Here is a 20,113-nt window from a genome sequence, read left to right as displayed (position 1 = left end):
ATATATGCGATATTTACAAATTAAAACTAGCAAGCTGAACTTGCGAAACTTAAATTAATTTAAAAGAAATCGTTATGAAAGAGTTTAAAACATTAGTGTTTGCTATTGCATCAATCTGTTTGTTGGGTGCATGTGGAGGGTCAAAGCAAGTAACAACGCCAGGAGGTACGACTAAAGGTACCAAACAAGCCCCATGGGGGACTGAAATAGAGTTGAACGAATGTCAGATTTTGGCTGAACAAAGCCCGGCAACACGTGCCTATGGAGAAGCAACGAATCATCGGTTGTCGTTTGCAAAAGCTTATGCAGAAGGACAAGCAAGAGCTGCATTGGCACGTGCTATCAGTGCCATAATCAAAACTGCAACGAATGAAGCTGATCTTTCATGGGAGAAGTATGCGGGGACAACATCGGAGGGACAAAGTGTCATAGATGAAGGCAGTAAAGGAGAAGGGAAAGCGTTGCAAATAGCAGAGGAAATCGTTGAAAATACTGTAGTGATAAAAACGAATCAGTATATGCAACCCAATCGTCAATATCATATCTTTGTTTGTGTTGAGTATCAGGGGGATGTGACTAAAATGGCGGCTAAAATAGTTGATAAGGTAAAACAGCAAGTCCCGGATGAAGATAGAATAAAGATGGAATATCAATTTCAAAAATTCGAAGAAAAAATAGAAAAGGAATTGGCTAAAAGAAGTAACAAGTAGGCATCGATGAGAGTATTAATATTAACAATTCTGATATTGATTAATTTTCGCAGTTATGGTTTGTATGCCCAGGTAAATATACAGCATATAAAGTCAGATTCTAAATATTGGAGTGCAGAAGGAAATGGTACTACGGTAGAAGAGGCTGATCATGATGCTTTATCTCAAATTATTAGGCAAATATCAGTCAGTGTATCAACGACAATGCAAGAAGAAAATGAGAATAGACTGGTCAATGAGGGAGTTGAATATTCATATTATGCTCAAAAGGGATTTGTCAAATCATCTTCTTTTGCTTCCCTGCAAAACGTGGAAATGATTGTTCTGGAACCGGAACCCAATGCCAAAGTTTTCAGATGGGTTGCCAAAAGTGAGGTTGACCGAATGTTTGAGGAACGGAAGAACAAGATTCTTGATTTTGTAAAAACCGGAAAGATTGCGGAACAAAGATTACAGATAGACGATGCGTTGCGCAACTATTATTGGGCATTGATGCTCGCCAAGGTCAATCGGGATGCTGTCTATGCAGATTTCAATACTGGCGAGGAGGTGAATTGTCTTACTTTCCTGCCGTTGAAGATAAAATCAGTCATATCCCGCGTCAGAGCAAATCTGGAAGAATGTGTCAATAGCGATAACCGCTATTTTGCCAAAATGCGTTTCACCTATGAGAATCGGGATGTGGCAAGCATACAACTACGCTATTTCGATGGGCAGTCTTTCGTTGGTCCTTTAGTTGTAAAAGACGGCATCGGGGAAATGGATTTAGTCTCATTGCCTGCCGATGGAAAGATGAAAATGCGCTATGAATATAGTTTTCGCAAAGAAGCTGAGAATCTTGATGCAGAGTTGAGGGCTATATTTTCAGAAATATCTGCTCCACCGATAGACAATGCTTTGGCAGAAATACCTGTCAAAGTAAATGTGAAGAAAAACACAATGGCTATTGATGAAAAGCGTATGAAAGAAACAGCAGCCTCTGTTGTTGTAGCCGAAGTTCCTGCGGAACCGATATGTACCAAGCAACGGATGGAACTTTCCACAGTTTCCAATAGTGGAGAGCTTGCCAATGTCTTGCAGCAGGTGGAAAATGCCATCAAGCAGGGAACGCCCCAAGCTGCTTATCCGCATTTCACTCCTGAAGGGTATAAGTTGTTTGAGACTTTACTGAGTAAGACAGGAACTGTCTCTTTGGTAGGCGAAAAGCAGAATTATGAATTCATACAAGCCAACGCGCAAGTTCTGGCACGCTTCTGCAAGGTGAAAATCAAATTCAGGAATGGGAAGTCGTTCATGGAAAACTTGGTATTCAGATTTAATGAAGAAAGCAAGAAAATCCAGTCGGTAGCTTTGGCTTTGAGCAAAAAGGCAGAGGAAGACATTTTCAACGCAGCCTCTTCGTGGACGGAAATATCGCGTTTTACCATTCTGCAATTCATGGAAGATTATCAGACTGCTTATTCTTTAAAAAGGCTGGATTATCTTGAAAAGATATTCTCTGATGAAGCGATTATCATAACCGGCACGGTATTGAAAACAGCTTCTTCCAATCAAGTTGAAGGGATGCCAATCGATTTCGGGAATACAGATGTGCGGTTTACTCGACAGAACAAGCAACAATATCTTTCCAATTTGCGGAGACATTTCAATGAGCGGGAATACATTCACCTTACTTTCGAAGACAACCAGACCAAAGTGATAAATGCTCCACGGATACCTCGCGGAACGGCGTTTGCCATACAAATTAACCAATTGTATAATTCACCGATCTATTCTGACCGAGGATATTTGACCCTTATATTGGATGCTTCGAAGGAGCTTCCTGTCATCCATGTCAGGCTGTGGCAACCGGAGAAATCCAACATGCTGACATTGGATGAATTCATGAATAAATTTGAGTTTTAATGTTTTAATCTTTATAAATTATGAAAAGGATTTTGTTGGCTATTTTTGTAATAATGTTGTCATGCTTGGTTTACGGTCAAGACAAGCCTCAATTACAACTACACTCCTTCAGGATTGTGAAATCGGCAGGCGGCATGGCAAATTTGGGAACCTTGTTCCAGAACGGGTGGCCGAAAGATTCCAACGGTGAAGAAGATTGCGCATGGGTACGTGTGAGATTTGAGAATATGACGATGGCAGATGCAGCCAACGTAAAATTCAGTTTCGGAAACAGTGCCCCGATTGAAGATATCAAAGACAAACTGAAAGAAGCGGAACACGAGATATGGCTTTTTGTTACCCCCACAGAGAATGCGTATATGGAAGCCGGGCTCGATAAGTATGGGATGAGCAACCGCTTGTCTAATATAAAGTTGGAACCTAAACAAGCATACGACGTTGTGCTGAGGAATGACAAAACGATGTCAATCAACATTATAACAAAACCTGAGGGTGCCATAGCTTCGTTGGAAACCGGTCAAAAAGAAAATACTCCGGCTACCATTACTGGCGTTTCGCTTGGAAAGCATACTCTTACAATCAGTCATAATGGGAAAACACTGAAAAAAGAGGAGATAGAAGTGACGGAAGAAAATGTACGTTTTGAGTATGACCTCAGAGAAAGAAAAATGGTGGAATTCATAAGCGATCCCACCGGAGCGGTGCTATTCATTAATGGTGAAGAAAAAGGGAAAACTCCGTTGACAATAGAGTTGCCTTACGATTCTTATAATGTGGAAGCCAGGCTCAGCCTTCAAGAGACGGATTCAAAGGCATTTACCGTAAGCGGACTTTCTGAAACTAAAATCAAACTGGAGCCTATCAAGAAAAAGACATTTGAAGCTTTCGCAACCTACAACGGGAAAAAAGTGGATGCGGATCTTTATATCGACGGAAAACAAGAGGGAACCCGGCAGGCTTCTTACACATTGACCAAGCCCATTGGGAAAAGCTACGATATGAACATGATTTACTATGGAAATAGTAAAAAGCGGAAGATAAGGATAACCAAAGACATGGATGTGGAACAAGAATTCAAGATTTCCGCACGCAATTCTTTTGTATGGCCTTGGCAACGCGAATATGATGTTTGTCCGGTGGGATTCTCGATGGGATACGTGTCAAAGCAATTGGTGACCAGAGGGGAAGGGGAGAAACTGAAAGAAAATGGAGTTTGGGATGATGGGGAAGGAAAGTCACTACATGGCATGCAGCTTGGGTTGCATTTCCAGCCATGTTTTTCTTTCGGACTCGGGCTTTATTCTGGAGTATTCTATGAATTGTATATGTCGTGGAACGATGACTATGATTACAATCAATTTATGGAGCATTGTATCTATGTTCCGTTGCATGCTTATTACAGATTGCCTTTTGCAAATAAAGTGGCATTATCGGTACATGGCGGTTTAGGCTTCAACTACAGTGTGTATGGTGCTTACACTGACGATGAAGATAATCTTGAAGATTTTACTGATTTTTATGGAGAAGAAGCTTTCCCAAAACGTTTCAATATGGCTGCTGAAATAGGGCTTGGCTTCCGGGTTGGACTGGTGCAGATCAATGCACAATATGCCAAAGGTATCACCAACCATAAATCTTATGAGTCATTAGGTGATTATAAAACGAAGCAGAATAAGCTTTCTTTAAGTGTATCTTATGTATTTGGCAGTAATTAACAGCTTGGTGTTATGGTAAATAAAATTATTTATTTAGTACTTTTTTGTGTCTTGATGCCTTTGGGCATCAAGGCACAAAATACGTTCGAGGAATTCAAGAAGAAACTTGAGGGTGACTACGCTTCATTCAGGGATACACGGAACAAAGAGTTTGAAGACTTCAGGAACAAGATTAATGAAGAATACGCTTCATTGCTAAAAAAGACATGGAAGGAATTTAATGCTTTCCAGGGCATACCTGTGCCTGATGAAGACAAACCTGTCCCACCAGTGGTTTATCTCGACGAAGACAAGGATAAGCCAATAAAAGACACTCCGAAACCTTTTGATGAAATAATTCCGATTGTTAAGCCGGAGCCTCAACCTGAACCGGTTGTACCTATTGAGGAAACTCCGAAACCGCCGGTTGAATCATACTACGCTTTTAAGTTCTTCAACACTTCGCTGAAAGTACGGTTGGAAGACAAGCATCGTTTCACTTTGCGCAGTTGTAATGAAAATGAGATAGCGACAATTTGGAACAAACTGTCAGGTACGGCTTATAACAATGTTATAAATGATTGCCTTGGAATACGTTCCCAAAACAGGTTATGCGATTGGGCTTATCTGTTGATGCTGCGCGATTTGTCCTATAGTTTCTTTAAATCGGGTTCCAATGAAGCCGTTTTGTTCACTGCTTTCCTTTATTGCCAGTCGGGATATAAGATGCGGTTGGCAAGTGCTGGAAACCGGCTGTATTTATTGTATGCAAGTAACCATGAGATATATGATAAAAATTATTGGAGAATTGATGGAGAAAGCTTTTATCCATTGGATTGTGACCAAAAACAATTGCGTATATGTCAGGTCGCTTTCCCGAAAGAAACTCCGCTCTCATTGCAGATTCCAACAGAACCGCTATTGGCCGTACGAATTTCGGCTCAACGCTCCCTGCAATCCAAGCGTTACCCTGAAATGATAGTTACAGTAAATACTAATGAAAATCTGGTGAAATTCTTTGATACCTATCCCGCGTCAATGATAAACGAAGATTTCGGAACTCGGTGGGCTATGTATGCAAACACGCCGTTAAGTAAGCAGGCTAAAAACTCTTTGTATCCCAGTCTGAAAAAAGCAATAGCAGGAAAGACGCAGTCAGAAGCCGTAAATCGGATACTTAACTTTGTACAAACGGCATTTGTCTATGAATATGACGACAAAGTATGGGGTGGAGACAGAGCATTCTTTGCCGACGAGACTCTTTATTATCCCTATTGTGATTGTGAGGATCGGTCTATACTATTTTCGCGATTGGTGCGCGATTTGTTAGGACTGGAAGTCGTACTGATTTATTATCCGGGGCATTTGGCTACCGCTGTACAATTTACAGAGAATATAACCGGTGATTACGTCGCAATGAACGGTAAACGTTACGTTATATGCGACCCTACCTATATTGGTGCACCTGTGGGTGCTACAATGCCTAAAATGGATAACGCCAAAGCAAAAATAATATTGCTGGAATAATCTTTGTGAAACGTTTTATTAATCCACATATCATGGCAATGGACGATTCTGTTAATATAGAACGTTTTCTTAGATGAACCGGTAGAGAGTACTTTCTTTTTACCGATTTCCCGACTGGCATGCCTCGCTTTCGTTTCCGCAGCGGTCTACGGCTGTCACGGCAAAGTACTTCCGTGCCATCCAAGGACGGATGGGGGCATAGGTGTATTCCGTGCCTTGCACTCGTTGTGCCAGGATATTCTCCGGATTGGAGGTATCTACGGGATAGGTGTCCGCCCCGTAGACTACATACATCGGGGCATTCCGCTTGTCATTGTCCGTGGCGGGTTGCCAGCTTAGTTTCCAATAGCCGTTTTCCGGTGCTGTTACTGTGAGTCCGGCGGGAGGTGTAGGGGCTACATTGTCTATCCACGGCATGGCGGGATGCAGGGCAGGGGCGGTATAGAAGTCTTCTTCCAGCGCATCATAAAGCCCTTGCGTGTTGTCCATCAGATACTTCACCCGATAGTGCGCCTCGCCTGCCAGACCTTGTGCACGGATAAAGTGCATCTGCCGCTCAATCTCGTCCAGCGTCCAGTTCCCCTCACCGGGGTCGAGGAAGTAGATGCCCAGACCGGGGATGATTTGGCGTCCGTTGCTTTGTTCCTGCCAGTCGAGGGCAAAAGGGTAGAAGTGGTTGCCACGGAAATAGAGCATCGGATAAATCTGGTCCTGGATACCCTCGCCCAGCCAACCCTGCACGTCCTGATAGACGGTGTGGAAGGCATTCCAGCCACGCGACGGATAGCGGGAAGTGTCTTTGTATTTTCCTACCGGGCAGGTGCTGACCTTTACCCAGGGTTTCATTGCTTTTACACCTTTATATATATAGCGCATTATTTCCGTCAGGTTATCCCGGCGCCATTGGGCAAGGCTGCGTCCTTTGCTATACTTGCGGTAGTCGTAGCTGTCGGGAAAGCGGGGGGCGTTTTCCGGATAGCGCAGGTAGTCGAAGTGCACACCGTCTATATCATAGCGTTCCACCACTTCGCGGACAAGGCTCATCAGATATTCCTTGGTTTGCGGGTGTCCGGGGTTCAGGAAGTACTCGCGTTTGTAGGGCACGCAGATAGCGCGTTTCTTCTTGGTGACCGATTCTTTGCCAAGGGCAGCCACATGCTTGCTGTTGCCCAACGGAATCGTTACCATCCAGGCATGGCATTCCATGCCGCGCTTGTGGCATTCGGCTACGGCAAAAGCCAGCGGGTCGTAACCGGGGTCTCCGCCCACCTTTCCGGTTAGTATGGAGTTGTAGGGCTCGATGGATGATTTATAGAGGACATCTCCCCGTGTACGGGTCTGGAACAATACGGTGTTGAAATTGGCAGCTTTCAGTCTGTCCAGTATTTCAGTCAGTTCGGCTTTCTGCTTGCGGATGCCTTCGGGCGAAGTGGCACGCGTCTGAGGCCAGTCCAGTCCATAAACGGCGGTTATCCAGGCGGCGCGCACTTCATGTTTGCGCGGTTGTGCGGCAAGCGGCAGCAAGACGGCTATATACAGTAAGATAAAAAATGCCCGTTTCATAAGTTGCGTGTGATGGGCAGACTTGGTACGGAGCGGATACGAAGATATCATGAAGCTCGGATGGAGGATAGGAAAGTACATAATTTCTTATTTAGTATACATTTTCTCGGCGAAGATAAGCAAAACACCCGATTATTTTGTGCTGTTTACTTGGAAACAGTTACATTTGCGAAATTAAAAACATGAACATGCCATGATTACATTTACGCTTTGCCTGCTGGCGTTGATAGCCGGCTATTTTCTCTACGGACGCTTTATGGAACGCGTCTTTGGTCCCGACAACCGCAAAACACCTGCCCTTACAAGAGCCGATGGTGTGGATTACATTCCGCTGCCTATCTGGAAGATTTTCATGATACAGTTTCTCAATATAGCCGGACTGGGACCTATCTTCGGTGCCATCATGGGAGCCAAGTTCGGCACGGCATCCTATCTGTGGATTGTACTTGGCAGTATCTTTGCCGGTGCCGTGCACGATTATCTTGCCGGTATGCTTTCACTGCGTCATGGAGGAGAGAGCCTTCCTGAAATCATCGGACGTTATTTGGGGTTGACCACTAAGCAGGTGATGCGTGGCTTTACTGTTATCCTGATGATATTGGTAGGGGCGGTATTCGTGGCAGGCCCTGCCGGACTGCTTGCCAAGCTGACTCCCGAAAGTCTGGACACCGCTTTCTGGATTATTGTAGTATTTGCTTATTATATTCTTGCTACATTGTTGCCGGTAGATAAAATTATCGGCAAGATATATCCGTTGTTTGCCATAGCCTTGCTGTTTATGGCTGTCGGTATTCTGGTAATGCTTTACGTCAACCATCCCGCATTGCCGGAGATATGGGACGGATTGCAGAACACGCATCCCGATGCTGCCCTGTTGCCTATCTTCCCTATTATGTTTGTCAGTATAGCTTGTGGTGCAATCAGTGGTTTTCATGCCACTCAAAGTCCTCTCATGGCACGCTGCATGACAAGTGAACATTACGGACGCCCCGTTTTCTACGGAGCCATGATAACCGAAGGCATTGTAGCTTTGATTTGGGCCGCCGCCGCCACTTGCTTTTTCCATCAGAATGGTATGGAAGAGACGAATGCCTCCATTATTGTAGATGCCATTACAAAAGACTGGCTGGGCATCGTAGGTGGAGTGTTGGCTATTCTGGGTGTCATTGCTGCTCCTATTACCAGTGGTGATACGGCTTTCCGCTCGGCACGTCTCATCGTGGCGGATTTTTTGGGAATGGAGCAGAAATCCATACGTCATCGTTTGTATATTTGCATACCGATGTTTCTGGCGTCCATCGGGCTGTTGCTCTATAGCTTGCGCGACAAGGATGGCTTTGATATGATTTGGCGCTATTTTGCCTGGGCCAACCAGACTTTGTCTGTTTTTACCTTGTGGGCAATTACCGTTTATCTGGTGCGCGAGAAGAAAGGGCATTGTTATTACGTAACCTATTTTCCGGCATTGTTCATGACAGCCGTGTGTGGCTCTTACATCTGCATTGCTCCCGAAGGCTTCGGGCTCAGTCCCGATAGTGCACTGAGCATAGCCTTGATAACTGCTGCACTGGCTGCTCTTTGGTTTAATATCTGGTATTTCAAGACAACTAAAAAACTTTGGAAATGAAGAGAATAAGGAAATCTACCGGGCTTACGCTGGCCCTGCTTATTTACGTTTCTGCTACTGCCGCCTATTTTCTTCCCCGTAATACGGAAATCAGTAATACGGAGAAGTATATTACTGTAGCTGCTTCGTACCTCATTGTATTTGTGTTGTGGCTGGTACTTCGCAAGAAGGAGGCACTGCAACGCAAACGATTCGAAGAAGACAATAAACAACATTGATTATTCACTTAAAAAACAGAACAAGATGAAAAAACTGGCATTATTCGTTTGCTTGCTTGTTGTCACAGTGGCAGCTCAGGCACAGTTTGAAAAGGGTAAGTGGATTTTGAATCCATCCATCACAGGGTTAGAACTCTCTCATGACACGGGAACCGACAAGACAAGTTTTGGGCTTGAGGCTAAGGGAGGTGCTTTCCTACTCGACAACATCGCCTTGCTGGTGCATGCAGGAGTTGCTTGGAACACCGGAGGATCTGACCTCGATGTCTATACGCTGGGTGTAGGCGGACGTTATTATTTCGACAAGATTGGCGTGTATCTGGGTGCCGATGTCAATGTAGACCGTTGGGATTGGGGACACGATTTGGATGATACCAAGTTCTCTTTCGGTCTGGAAGCCGGTTATGCGTTTTTCCTGACACGTACGGTAACCATTGAGCCTGCCGCTTACTGGAACATTAATGACGACCGTTCTAAATTTGGTCTGAAAGTAGGTTTCGGGTTCTATTTCTAATCTTATTTTCCTGCTACTGCAAGTTGTTTTGCAGTGCCGCTGCAAATGTGTTGCAGTGGCACTGCATAAATGTTTGCAGTAGCTCTGCAACTAATGTACAATGGCACTGTAATAGGTTTGCAGCAGTACTGCAAAAGCTATGCAGTGGTTTTGCAGTAACGTTTTGATTAGAGCAATGCTGCATATTTTCCAACTTGTTTCAAGCGCTCCATGAGTGTTTGGTCACTTTCTGCCAATTGCATGTTATAGTCTAGCTGCGTTCGCATTATTATATGAGATGCCGGTTTGTGCAGCAAGCTTAGTTTGGGGTAATTTTCTATTTTCCACCTCTTCTTTGAGTAATTCACCCGGATGTATAGGGCGTTGACATTTATAATTTTCCATATTCATAATCATTTATAGTAGTCCGATAATTCCAGGATATTACATATTGTCACTACGGTTTCAGATGTACTCTGCTTTACTGTGAATTCTATGCGGTCTTGGTCATTTACTCTAATGGAAGAAATACTTGCTTTATCTCCTTTCAATACTTCGTAATGAAACGACCGAATGGCGTTAAGCTCTTCGGTATTTTAAACGTATTCCAAGGTCTTTATGCGCTACTGATATCGTTTCACCATTTGAGGCTGAAAGCGATGTTTCTTATCCTTTGTTTTTCCTTCCTCATATAGTTGTTGCAAGTATTCCTTATCAAAGTGTATTTCCATTGTTTTTAGATTGTTTTCATTGTGCAAAGGTAATGTATACTCCAATATTCCACTATAAAAGTAGATATTTGTTGGTTGTCTGGATAACGCGAAACTTTTTATATGTCAATGAAAGTAGAGACTGGTTTTGAACATTATAGCAAAAATCCTTATATTTATACTCGAAGTATGAATCCTAAAAGCAAAATGCCATGAATAGAGTTTGTATTACCTTATTGCTTTGCTGCTTGTCAGCTTGCCGAATGAATAAGACGGAACGCATGGAAATGTCTGAAGATTCCATAGATACAGTGAGGATAGACCAAAGGATGGGAGAAAAAACAGTGAGCGATAGCCTCAAGATAGGGACTGCGGATGATGGTGACTACTTGCAAAGACAATTGCTTGCCATTCACGACGAACTGAGAAAGCGGTTGGAAAACACAACCTACACACACATCCGGAGGAATGTGACCGGATATGGGGTGGGGGTGCATTGCATAGATATAGATTTGATTGTGAATACTCCTGAAAAACGGAAAGAGTTCCGGGAGGAGATAATGGACTCCCCCGTTTTCTGTTTTCATGGTGTAGAAGTCCCCGTCATCAACGAGAGAGTAGGCAGGAATCATATTCATGGCATCCATATCCGTCCCGAATATCCGGTCTTTTCAATGAAAGCGCCTCATGCGACATTCATCCTCAGCAATCACAGTGGCGGAGATTTGACCTGCGGCGAGCATTACTACCTGACGTTCGAAGACGAAAAAGGTACCTGGCGGGAATTGCCGATAAACGCTGCCTTTTTGGATATCGCCTATGTGCTGCGAGATGGAGAGGAAAGGGTTATGAAAGCCTCTCTTTATCCGGATGTACATCCCAACAAGCCGGGACGCTACCGTTACTTTTATGAGATAACCATCAGGAGGAAACCTGTCTTGATGATGGCTGAGTTCAGATTGACGGACAATGAGGGAGAATGGAGAACGGCGGAAAAGACATCTCTTCCCCCTTATATTTCGGATGCAGGGAAGGGCGGAAGCCCACAATTGATAACGGAAGAGCCAATGGAAGAACCGGTCTATAAAGTAGTGGAAGTGATGCCCGAGTTTCCGGGAGGTATGAAAGCCTTAATGGATTTTATTCAAAAGAATATCCGTTATCCGGAAGAAGCCCGTAAGAATGGCATTCAAGGGAGAGTGATTGTCAGCGTGGTGATTGACAAGAATGGTCGTGTGACGGACCCCGTTATTATGCGTAGCAGGTATCCTGCCTTGGATGAGGAAGCATTGCGGATTGTTGGATTGATGCCGCAATGGAAACCGGGGATGCAGCAGGGTAAAGCCGTGAAGGTGGAATTTGCTTTTCCGGTTACTTTTAAATTGGAGTAGCAGCACCGGTAAGATTAAGTTACTATTATGAAGAAAGGCGAAGAGGTTTGCAACTCTCTTCGCCTTTCTTCATAATAACTATGGCTTTAGTTTTTACAAAATCCCTTGTGCCATCATAGCCTTTGCCACCTTCATAAATCCGGCCACATTGGCACCCTTCACGTAATTTACATAACCGTCGGCTTCTGTGCCGTATTGTACGCAAGCTTCGTGAATGTTCTTCATAATGCTCTTCAGTTTCTCGTCCACTTCCTCTGCACTCCAGCTCAGCTTGATGGAGTTCTGAGTCATTTCGAGACCAGATACTGATACACCGCCGGCGTTGGCTGCCTTACCCGGAGCATACAAAATTTTTGCATCTTGGAATACTTTGATGGCTTCCGGAGTAGAAGGCATGTTGGCACCTTCGGAAACGGCTATCACACCGTTGGCTACCAATTGACGGGCATGGTCGCCATTCAATTCATTCTGAGTGGCGGAAGGCAAAGCTATGTCTGCTTTTTCTCCCCAAGGCTTGGCACCTTCCACATATTTGACGCCCGGATATTGTTCGGCATACTCGCGGATACGTCCACGGTAGAGGTTTTTCAGCTCCATGATGTAATCCAACTTCTCGCGGTCAATACCGTCCGGATCGTATATGTAACCGTCAGAATCAGACATGGTCAATACTTTACCTCCCAATTCCAATACTTTCTCGGCCGTATATTGAGCTACGTTGCCGGAACCGGAGATCAGGCAAGTCTTGCCTTTCAGGTCAGTACCCCTAGTCTTCAACATTTCCATCAAGAAGTAAATGTTACCGTACCCCGTAGCTTCCGGACGAATCAGCGAACCACCGAATTCACGGCCTTTGCCAGTGAAAGTACCGGTGAATTCATGAGCCAGTTTCTTATACATGCCGAACATGAAACCTACTTCGCGACCACCTACACCGATATCACCGGCAGGTACGTCTGTCTCAGGACCGATATGACGCCACAGCTCCAGCATGAAAGCCTGAACGAAACGCATAACCTCGGCATTGGACTTGCCGCGTGGAGAGAAGTCCGAACCACCTTTACCGCCACCCATAGGCAGAGTTGTCAATGAGTTTTTAAATGTCTGCTCAAAAGCAAGGAACTTCAGGATGCTCAGGTTCACAGAAGCATGGAAACGAACACCGCCTTTATATGGGCCGATGGCATTGTTGTGCTGTACACGATAGCCCATGTTGGTTTGTACGTTACCTTTATCGTCTACCCAGGTAACACGGAATTGGTAAACGCGATCGGGGATGCAAAGACGTTCAATCAGATTGGCTTTGTCAAACTCCGGATGTTTGTTGTACTCTTCTTCAATAGTAGAGAGAACTTCTTCTACCGCTTGATGATACTCCGGTTCATTGGGGAACCGTCTTTTCAGGTCTTCTAATACCTTAGCTGCATTCATAATCTATTTCTTTTATTGGTTACTTATTGCTTTAATGTGCCAATATGTTAATATGCTAATTGCTGCGCTATGATTACATTTGGTATGTCATACCGCATTAGTATATTATCCCATTGCTTTATTGCGGTTGCAAAAGTATACATAAAAATGAAATAGACAAACAATTTATAAATAAAATGCGGTATAAAACATCAAATTTATTGTTTTATACCGCAAAATTGAATAAAAAGATATTATTTATCCTCTTTTTAGAGACTTTATGACGGGAATAAATACTAAAGCCGCCGAAATGGCAAGTGTTAGGAGAATTGGACCGTCAATTCGTTCGGCAGATATCAAAACGATGTAGCAAAGTGCTGCCCAAAGCAACATAATGCAAACTATTTGGAATTTTGATAACGGCCGTCTCATTTGGCTGCTTTCTTTTTGTCTACGATAGCATCGATAACTGCCACTGCGGTGATGTTAACGATATCTCGCACGGAGCTTTCAAAATCGGTAAAGTGGATAGGCTTGTTCAGTCCCATTTGGATGGGACCAATCAGTTCGGAGTCCGTATCCATTGCCTGCAACAGCTTGTAAGCAGAGTTTGCAGAACTCAAGTTCGGGAAAATCAGTGTATTTACGTCTTTTCCTTTCAAGCGCGTAAACGGATACTTGGCATCACGCATTTTGCGGTTCATGGCGAAATTCACTTGCATTTCTCCGTCAATGGCAAGGTCGGGATAGTTCTGCTGCATATAATCCACGGCTTCGTGTACGCTTACCGGACTTCCTTCTTTATCAGCACCGAAGTTAGAGTAGCTCAACATGGCCATTATCGGGGTATGATTGAAGAAGCGGACTGTGTGTTCAGACAGCTTGGCGATGTCAATCAACGTTTCGGCATTGGGATGACGGTTAATCAACGTGTCGGCCAGGAAGTATGTGCCTTTCTTGGAGTTCAGAATGTGCATGGTGCCGAAATGCTTGTATTCCGGACGGATGCCAATGACTTCCTTGGCAACCTTGATGGTATTGCTGTATTTGGTGTAGAGGCCTGTGATGAAAGCATCTGCTTCACCCGTCTCCACCATCATCATACCGAAGTAGTTGCGTTCGAACATTTTGTCATTGGCTTCTTCGTATGTGGCGCCTTCGCGAGCACGCTTTTCGACAAGAATGCGGGCATAGCGTTCACGGCGCGGTGCTTCATCCGGATGACGCAGATTTACGATTTCAATACCTTCGAGGCTGAGGTCGAGTTCTTTTGCCAGCTTTTCGATGGCTTCGTCGTTGCCCAATATAATGGGATGGCAGATACCTTCTGCTTTTGCCTCCACAGCTGCTTTTAGCATATTGGGGTGGATACCTTCGGCAAATACCACACGTTGCGGGTTACGGCGGGCTGTATCATAGAGTTGGCGGGTCAGTTTACTTTCTTGTCCCATCAGTTCTTTCAGGTGTTGGCGATAAGCTTCCCAATCGGTTATGGGGTTGCGTGCCACTCCGCTTTCTATAGCTGCCTTTGCCACTGCCATAGATACTTCAGTGATAAGGCGTGGGTCGACGGGCTTCGGGATGAAATAGTCGGGACCGAAAGTGAAGTTATTCACGTGATAGACTTCGTTTACTACGTCGGGTACGGGTTGTTTGGCCAAATCTGCGATGGCATGCACGGCGGCCAGCTTCATATCTTCGTTGATGGCTTTGGCGGCTACATCCAATGCGCCACGGAAGATATAAGGGAATCCGATAACGTTGTTTATTTGATTGGGATAGTCGCTTCGCCCGGTAGACATTAATACATCGGGGCGGGCAGCCATGGCGTCTTCGTAAGAGATTTCGGGCACGGGGTTGGCAAGGGCAAAGACAATGGGTGTATCGGCCATGCTCCGTATCATGTCTTGTGTCAAAACGTTGCCTTTGGAAAGACCGAGGAATACATCGGCATTGCGAACCGCTTCTTCCAGTGTGTGGATGTCGCGGCGGTCGGTGGCAAAGTAACGTTTGGTCTCATTCAGCCCTTCACGGTCGCTGCTGATTACTCCCTTGGAGTCCAGCATCACAATGTTCTCGTGCGTGGCACCCAGAGACTCATACAGTTTTGTACATGAAATGGCGGCAGCGCCGGCTCCGTTCACGACAATCTTTACGTCTTCTATTTTCTTGCCTGCTACATCCAGAGCGTTCAACAAGCCTGCGCTGGAGATGATGGCTGTGCCATGCTGGTCATCGTGCATCACGGGAATGTCCAACTCTTCTTTCAAGCGGCGTTCTATCTCAAAGCATTCGGGAGCTTTGATGTCTTCCAAGTTGATGCCGCCGAAAGTGGGGGCAATAGCTTTTACGGCTTCCACGAATTTGTCCACGTTTTTTTCGTTGACTTCAATGTCGAAGACGTCGATGCCTCCGTAGATTTTGAACAGCAGTCCTTTGCCTTCCATGACCGGCTTGCCTGCCATGGCTCCTATATCGCCCAGCCCAAGTACGGCGGTACCGTTGGAAATAACCGCAACAAGATTACCTTTAGCTGTGTATTTATATGCGTCCTGCGGGTTTTTCTCGATTTCGAGGCACGGCTCTGCAACGCCCGGAGAATAGGCGAGAGAAAGGTCGGTTTGTGTACTGTAAGGTTTGGTAGGTATTACTTCAATCTTACCCGGTTTGCCTTGCGAATGGTAAAGCAAGGCTGCTTCTTTGGTTATTTTTGCCATGGTAGAATAGTTAAATTGGTTATAATTTGGCTGCAAATGTAGGCATAATAGTTCTAAATTGAAGCTTGCTGTCAAAAAAAAACTATTACTTTTATCAGTTAATTAGCTTAAAATGCTTATTTTTGGCATCAGATTTTAGAAATTACCTCCATTTATTAACTTAACACATGAGTTGCATGAGAATTTTGAAACTTCCTCTGGCAGGATTGTTATTTTGTATAATGGTACTATTGGCTGGATGTAAAACGAGTAATGAACCAGAGGTACCGGTTGCTCTGACCTGGGAAATGGGTGCAAGTGACATCGTCCCCGGATATTATGAGAATACCTTTATTCTCAAGAATATCTCTCAAAAACCTCTAAAAAAGAACTGGACAATTTACTATTCACAGCTTCCCCGCAAGGTGAAGCAGGAGGGAGCCTCTGAAGTGAAGGTAGAGGTGGTGAACGGTAATTTTTTCAAAATGTATCCGACAGATGAATTTGTTCCGCTGGCTCCCGGTGATTCCATGCGGATTACTTTCCTTTGTACTTACAAGCTAGACCGGAACTCCCATGTACCGGAAGGAACTTATTGGGTAGAGACAGTGGATGGTGAAGAGGGCAGTCCGTTGCCTGTAGCTTTGAAGGCGCTGCCGCTTCCTTCTCCCGAGTCGATGAGCGGCTATCCGGATGCGACTAAGATTTATGAATCAAATCTTCGCTTGGCTGGTGCTCCTGCTTTGATGCAGTCGGATATTCTTCCGTCGGTGAAGAAAGCGATAGCCATTGAAGGCGATAATGTCGTATTGGAAGGTAAGGTAGCTTTGGTATTCCCGGAGAACTTTGCCGGTGAAGCCAAGTTGTTGAAAGAGAAACTGACTGGTTTGTATGGTTTGGAAGTTGCCGAAAATGCTTCCGTGAAGATTGTGTTGGAAGAACTGCCTGATAGGAAAGAGGCCGTAAACGATGAATATTATACTATAAATATAGGCGGCAATCTGATAAAAATCAGTGCTGCCACTCCTCATGGCGTCTTCAATGGCACACAGACACTTTTGTCAATGTTGAAGGACAAGAAGAAACCTTATCTGCTGGAGGCAGTTTCCATCCGTGATTATCCGGATTTGGCATATCGCGGACAAATGATAGATATAGCCCGTAATTTCACCGCTCCGGAGAACTTGAAGAAACTGGTGGATGTTTTTGCATCTTATAAATTGAATGTCCTGCATTTCCATTTTTGTGATGATGAAGCCTGGCGTTTGGAGATTCCCGGTTTGGAAGAACTGACTGCTGTGGGTAGTCGTCGCGGGCATACCACTGACGAGAGTCAGTGCCTCTACCCATGTTATGACGGTGGCTATGACCCTGATGCAAAGACTGTAGGCAATGGATATTATAGCCGCGAGGAATTTATTGATTTGCTGAAGTATGCTGCCGAAAGACATGTCCGCATTGTTCCGGAAATAGAATCTCCGGGGCACGCCCGCGCTGCCATTGTCTCCATGAAGGCACGCTATAACAAATATTTTGAAACCGATCCGGGGAAAGCTACAGAATATATGTTGAGTGAACCGGAAGATACTTCACGTTATGTTTCTGTACAATATTATACGGACAATGTGATGAATGTTGCCTTGCCTTCTACTTACCGTTTTATGGAGAAGGTGATTCAGGAACTTAATGCGATGTATCAGGAAGCCGGTCTTTCACTGTACACAGTGCATTTGGGTGGTGACGAAGTGCCTCGCGGCGTGTGGATGGGCTCCCCGAAATGCCAGGAACTGATGAAGGAAAAAGGCATGACGAAAGCTCATGATTTGTCGGAGTATTTCATTACGCAAATGGCGGATGTGATGCAGAAGAACGGACTGAAATTCAGTGGTTGGCAGGAAGTTGCTTTGGGTCATACCGAAGAGGCTCATCAACAGTTGAGGGGGCTGGCTGCCGGTGTGTATTGCTGGAATACTGTACCGGGCTCTGATGAAGTGGTTTATCAGACAGCCAATAACGGTTATCCGGTCATCCTTTGCAACGTGGGCAATTTCTATATGGATATGGCTTACAATGGTCATCCGGACGAGCGTGGGCTCGATTGGGGAGGTTATGTGGATGAGTCTGTCTCTTTCTCTATGCTTCCTTTCAGCATTTATCGTTCATTGCGTGTGGATATGGCAGGCAATCCCATTGATTTGAATAATGCAGAGAAGGGGAAGACTGCCTTGACGGGTATAGGCAAGAAGCATATTATGGGTGTACAAGGACAATTGTTTGCCGAAACCATCCGTAGTTTTGAGGGTGTGGAATATCTTCTTTTCCCAAAAATATTAGGGCTGGCAGAGCGTGGCTGGAATGCTCATCCGGCATGGGAAAATTTATCCGGCACACAAGAGCAGCAGGCTTTCAATCAAGCTTTGGCACTTTATTATGAGAAAATCAGTCGGAGCGAAATGCCTTATTGGGCAAAGAATGGGATTAACTTCCGCTTGCCCCAGCCGGGATTATGGGTAAAAGAGGGAAATCTGTATGCTAATGTGGCCATTGATGGTGCTGAAATACGTTACACTACTGATGGCTCGGAGCCTACTACCCAATCGGCTTTGTGGAAGGAGCCGTTAAAATGTGATGCTTCGGTGGTAAAGGCAAAGACATTCTATCAAGGAAAGGAAAGCTTGCCGATAACGTGGCAGGTAAAATAGTTGTTGTGATATTAGGCGCGGAATACGCGGATGTAATGAACTGAATCCGTGAAATCCGCGCCTAAAAGAATATTAAGAAAGTTTTGAATAATCTCTATACCTTGTCAAGCATTCAGCGCTTGTTCTATATCCGCAATAATATCCTCTGCATTTTCTATACCTACCGAGAAGCGAATCAGGTCGGGGCGTACGCCTGCTTCCATCAATTGTTCGTCCGTCAACTGGCGGTGTGTATGGCTGGCCGGATGCAGTACACAAGTACGTGCATCGGCCACATGAGTCACGATGGCCGCCAGTTTCAGTGAATCCATAAACTTGATAGACTCTTCCCGTCCGCCCTTCAAGCCGAAGGTGACAACTCCGCAAGAGCCGTTCGGCATGTACTTCTGTGCCTGCTCGTAGTATTTGTCGCCCGGCAGACCACAATAATTCACCCAAGCCACTTTGGCGTTTTGGGCAAGATACTCGGCTACCGTTTGTGCATTCTTGCAATGTTGGGGCATACGCAGGTGCAGTGTTTCCAGACCCAGGTTCAGCAGGAATGCGTTTTGTGGAGACTGGATGCTGCCCAGGTCGCGCATCAGTTGGGCGGTAGCTTTGGTGATATAAGCCATCTTGCCGAAGGCTTTTGTGTAAGTCAGCCCGTGGTAAGACTCATCCGGGGTACACAGCCCGGGGAATTTGTCGGCGTGGGCATCCCAATCGAAGTTGCCACTATCCACAATGGCTCCACCTACACTGGTAGCGTGTCCGTCCATGTATTTGGTGGTAGAGTGTACTACGATGTCGGCACCCCACTCAAACGGGCGGCAGTTGATGGGGGTGGGGAAGGTGTTGTCCACAATCAAGGGCACACCGTGGCTGTGGGCTATGCGGGCAAACTTTTCAATGTCGAGCACTTCGAGCGTAGGGTTGGAGATGGTTTCGCCGAACAGGGCCTTGGTATTGGGGCGGAAAGCAGCGGAAATCTCTTCCTCGCTGGCATCCGGATTGACGAAAGTGACGTCGATGCCCAATTTCTTCAAAGTCACTCCGAAGAGGTTGAATGTTCCGCCATAGATGGTAGAGGAGCAAACAAAATGGTCTCCTGCCTGACAGATATTGAAAATGGCATAGAAGTTGGCGGCTTGTCCGCTGGATGTCAGTATGGCGGCCACACCACCTTCGAGGGCAGCAATCTTGGCGGCCACTGCATCGTTCGTAGGATTCTGCAGGCGGGTATAGAAATAACCGCTGTCTTCAAGGTCGAACAGGCGTGCCATTTGTTCGCTGGTATCATATTTGAAAGTTGTACTTTGATAGATGGGGAGTACACGAGGCTCGCCCTTTTTAGGAGTCCATCCGGCTTGTACGCACAGCGTCTCCGGTTTGAATTGCTTTGCCATAATGTTATCTGTTTTAAAAGTTTCTTATCTATTATTATCGCGTAAGTTGTCGCAAAAGTAGGGAAAAAATTATAATTTTGTG

The 20,113-nt window shown here is 45.2% G+C and carries 13 protein-coding genes and 1 pseudogene; 9 read left to right on the top strand and 5 right to left on the bottom strand.

Annotation, left to right across the window (positions count from 1 at the left end; genetic code table 11):
• Positions 1 to 74 precede the first annotated feature (74 nt).
• The 4 genes from E5355_RS14600 to E5355_RS14585 all read left to right on the top strand — a co-directional run bounded on the left by E5355_RS14600 (position 75) and on the right by E5355_RS14585 (position 5,836).
• A complete protein-coding gene (locus E5355_RS14600; protein ID WP_136010925.1) occupies positions 75 to 710 on the top strand; it encodes a hypothetical protein in 636 nt (211 codons plus the stop codon).
• A 204-nt stretch (positions 711 to 914) separates the two neighbouring features.
• Positions 915 to 2,615, top strand: a complete 1,701-nt coding sequence (locus tag E5355_RS14595) for a hypothetical protein (RefSeq protein ID WP_136010924.1) — start codon at positions 915 to 917, stop codon at positions 2,613 to 2,615.
• 20 nt (positions 2,616 to 2,635) lie between these two features.
• Positions 2,636 to 4,330, top strand: coding sequence for a PEGA domain-containing protein (locus tag E5355_RS14590; RefSeq protein WP_136010923.1), 1,695 nt, complete (start codon positions 2,636 to 2,638; stop codon positions 4,328 to 4,330).
• 12 nt (positions 4,331 to 4,342) lie between these two features.
• Positions 4,343 to 5,836 carry a transglutaminase domain-containing protein gene (locus E5355_RS14585; RefSeq protein WP_136010922.1) on the top strand — a complete coding sequence of 498 codons (1,494 nt, stop codon included), beginning with the start codon at positions 4,343 to 4,345 and terminating at the stop codon, positions 5,834 to 5,836.
• Positions 5,837 to 5,935: 99 nt separating this feature from the next.
• Here the strand turns inward: E5355_RS14585 and E5355_RS14580 are convergent, their stop codons facing one another.
• Positions 5,936 to 7,399: a glycoside hydrolase family 10 protein gene (locus E5355_RS14580; protein ID WP_136010921.1), complete on the bottom strand. Its 1,464-nt coding sequence runs from the start codon at positions 7,397 to 7,399 to the stop codon at positions 5,936 to 5,938.
• Positions 7,400 to 7,592: 193 nt separating this feature from the next.
• Here E5355_RS14580 and E5355_RS14575 point away from each other — a divergent pair, with 193 nt between their 5' ends.
• From E5355_RS14575 to E5355_RS14565, 3 genes are read left to right on the top strand one after another with little or no spacing between them, the layout of a single operon-like run.
• Positions 7,593 to 9,026, top strand: coding sequence for a carbon starvation protein A (locus E5355_RS14575; RefSeq protein ID WP_136010920.1), 1,434 nt, complete (start codon positions 7,593 to 7,595; stop codon positions 9,024 to 9,026).
• Entirely contained in the window at positions 9,023 to 9,244 is a 222-nt protein-coding gene (locus E5355_RS14570) for a hypothetical protein (protein WP_136010919.1), read from the top strand. Before E5355_RS14575 ends, E5355_RS14570 begins: the two co-directional genes overlap by 4 nt.
• A gap of 25 nt (positions 9,245 to 9,269) precedes the next feature.
• The gene (locus tag E5355_RS14565) at positions 9,270 to 9,758 is read left to right on the top strand and encodes an outer membrane beta-barrel protein (protein ID WP_136010918.1); all 489 of its coding nucleotides are present in this window, start codon (positions 9,270 to 9,272) and stop codon (positions 9,756 to 9,758) included.
• A 392-nt stretch (positions 9,759 to 10,150) separates the two neighbouring features.
• Here E5355_RS14565 and E5355_RS14555 read toward each other — a convergent pair.
• Positions 10,151 to 10,468, bottom strand: a pseudogene (locus tag E5355_RS14555) (type II toxin-antitoxin system RelE/ParE family toxin).
• Positions 10,469 to 10,659: 191 nt separating this feature from the next.
• Here E5355_RS14555 and E5355_RS14550 point away from each other — a divergent pair.
• Positions 10,660 to 11,838 carry an energy transducer TonB gene (locus E5355_RS14550; RefSeq protein WP_136010917.1) on the top strand — a complete coding sequence of 393 codons (1,179 nt, stop codon included), beginning with the start codon at positions 10,660 to 10,662 and terminating at the stop codon, positions 11,836 to 11,838.
• Between the two features lie 93 nt (positions 11,839 to 11,931).
• Here E5355_RS14550 and E5355_RS14545 read toward each other — a convergent pair whose 3' ends face one another.
• Complete coding sequence (locus E5355_RS14545; protein WP_136010916.1) at positions 11,932 to 13,269, bottom strand: NADP-specific glutamate dehydrogenase; 1,338 nt, start codon at positions 13,267 to 13,269, stop codon at positions 11,932 to 11,934.
• 407 nt (positions 13,270 to 13,676) lie between these two features.
• The gene (locus tag E5355_RS14535) at positions 13,677 to 15,965 is read right to left on the bottom strand and encodes an NADP-dependent malic enzyme (protein WP_136010914.1); all 2,289 of its coding nucleotides are present in this window, start codon (positions 15,963 to 15,965) and stop codon (positions 13,677 to 13,679) included.
• 176 nt (positions 15,966 to 16,141) lie between these two features.
• Here E5355_RS14535 and E5355_RS14530 point away from each other — a divergent pair, with 176 nt between their 5' ends.
• The gene (locus tag E5355_RS14530; protein WP_136010913.1) at positions 16,142 to 18,646 is read left to right on the top strand and encodes a family 20 glycosylhydrolase; all 2,505 of its coding nucleotides are present in this window, start codon (positions 16,142 to 16,144) and stop codon (positions 18,644 to 18,646) included.
• A gap of 104 nt (positions 18,647 to 18,750) precedes the next feature.
• On the opposite strand, the gene E5355_RS14525 is transcribed toward E5355_RS14530, so the two are convergent.
• Complete coding sequence (locus E5355_RS14525) at positions 18,751 to 20,031, bottom strand: O-acetylhomoserine aminocarboxypropyltransferase/cysteine synthase family protein (protein ID WP_136010912.1); 1,281 nt, start codon at positions 20,029 to 20,031, stop codon at positions 18,751 to 18,753.
• Positions 20,032 to 20,113 lie beyond the last annotated feature (82 nt).

Source organism: Bacteroides muris (ex Afrizal et al. 2022) (assembly GCF_004793475.1).
GTDB classification, from domain to species: domain Bacteria; phylum Bacteroidota; class Bacteroidia; order Bacteroidales; family Bacteroidaceae; genus Bacteroides; species Bacteroides muris.
Note: the sequence above shows the minus strand (reverse complement) of the source record. Positions and strands in the feature narration are given on the sequence as shown.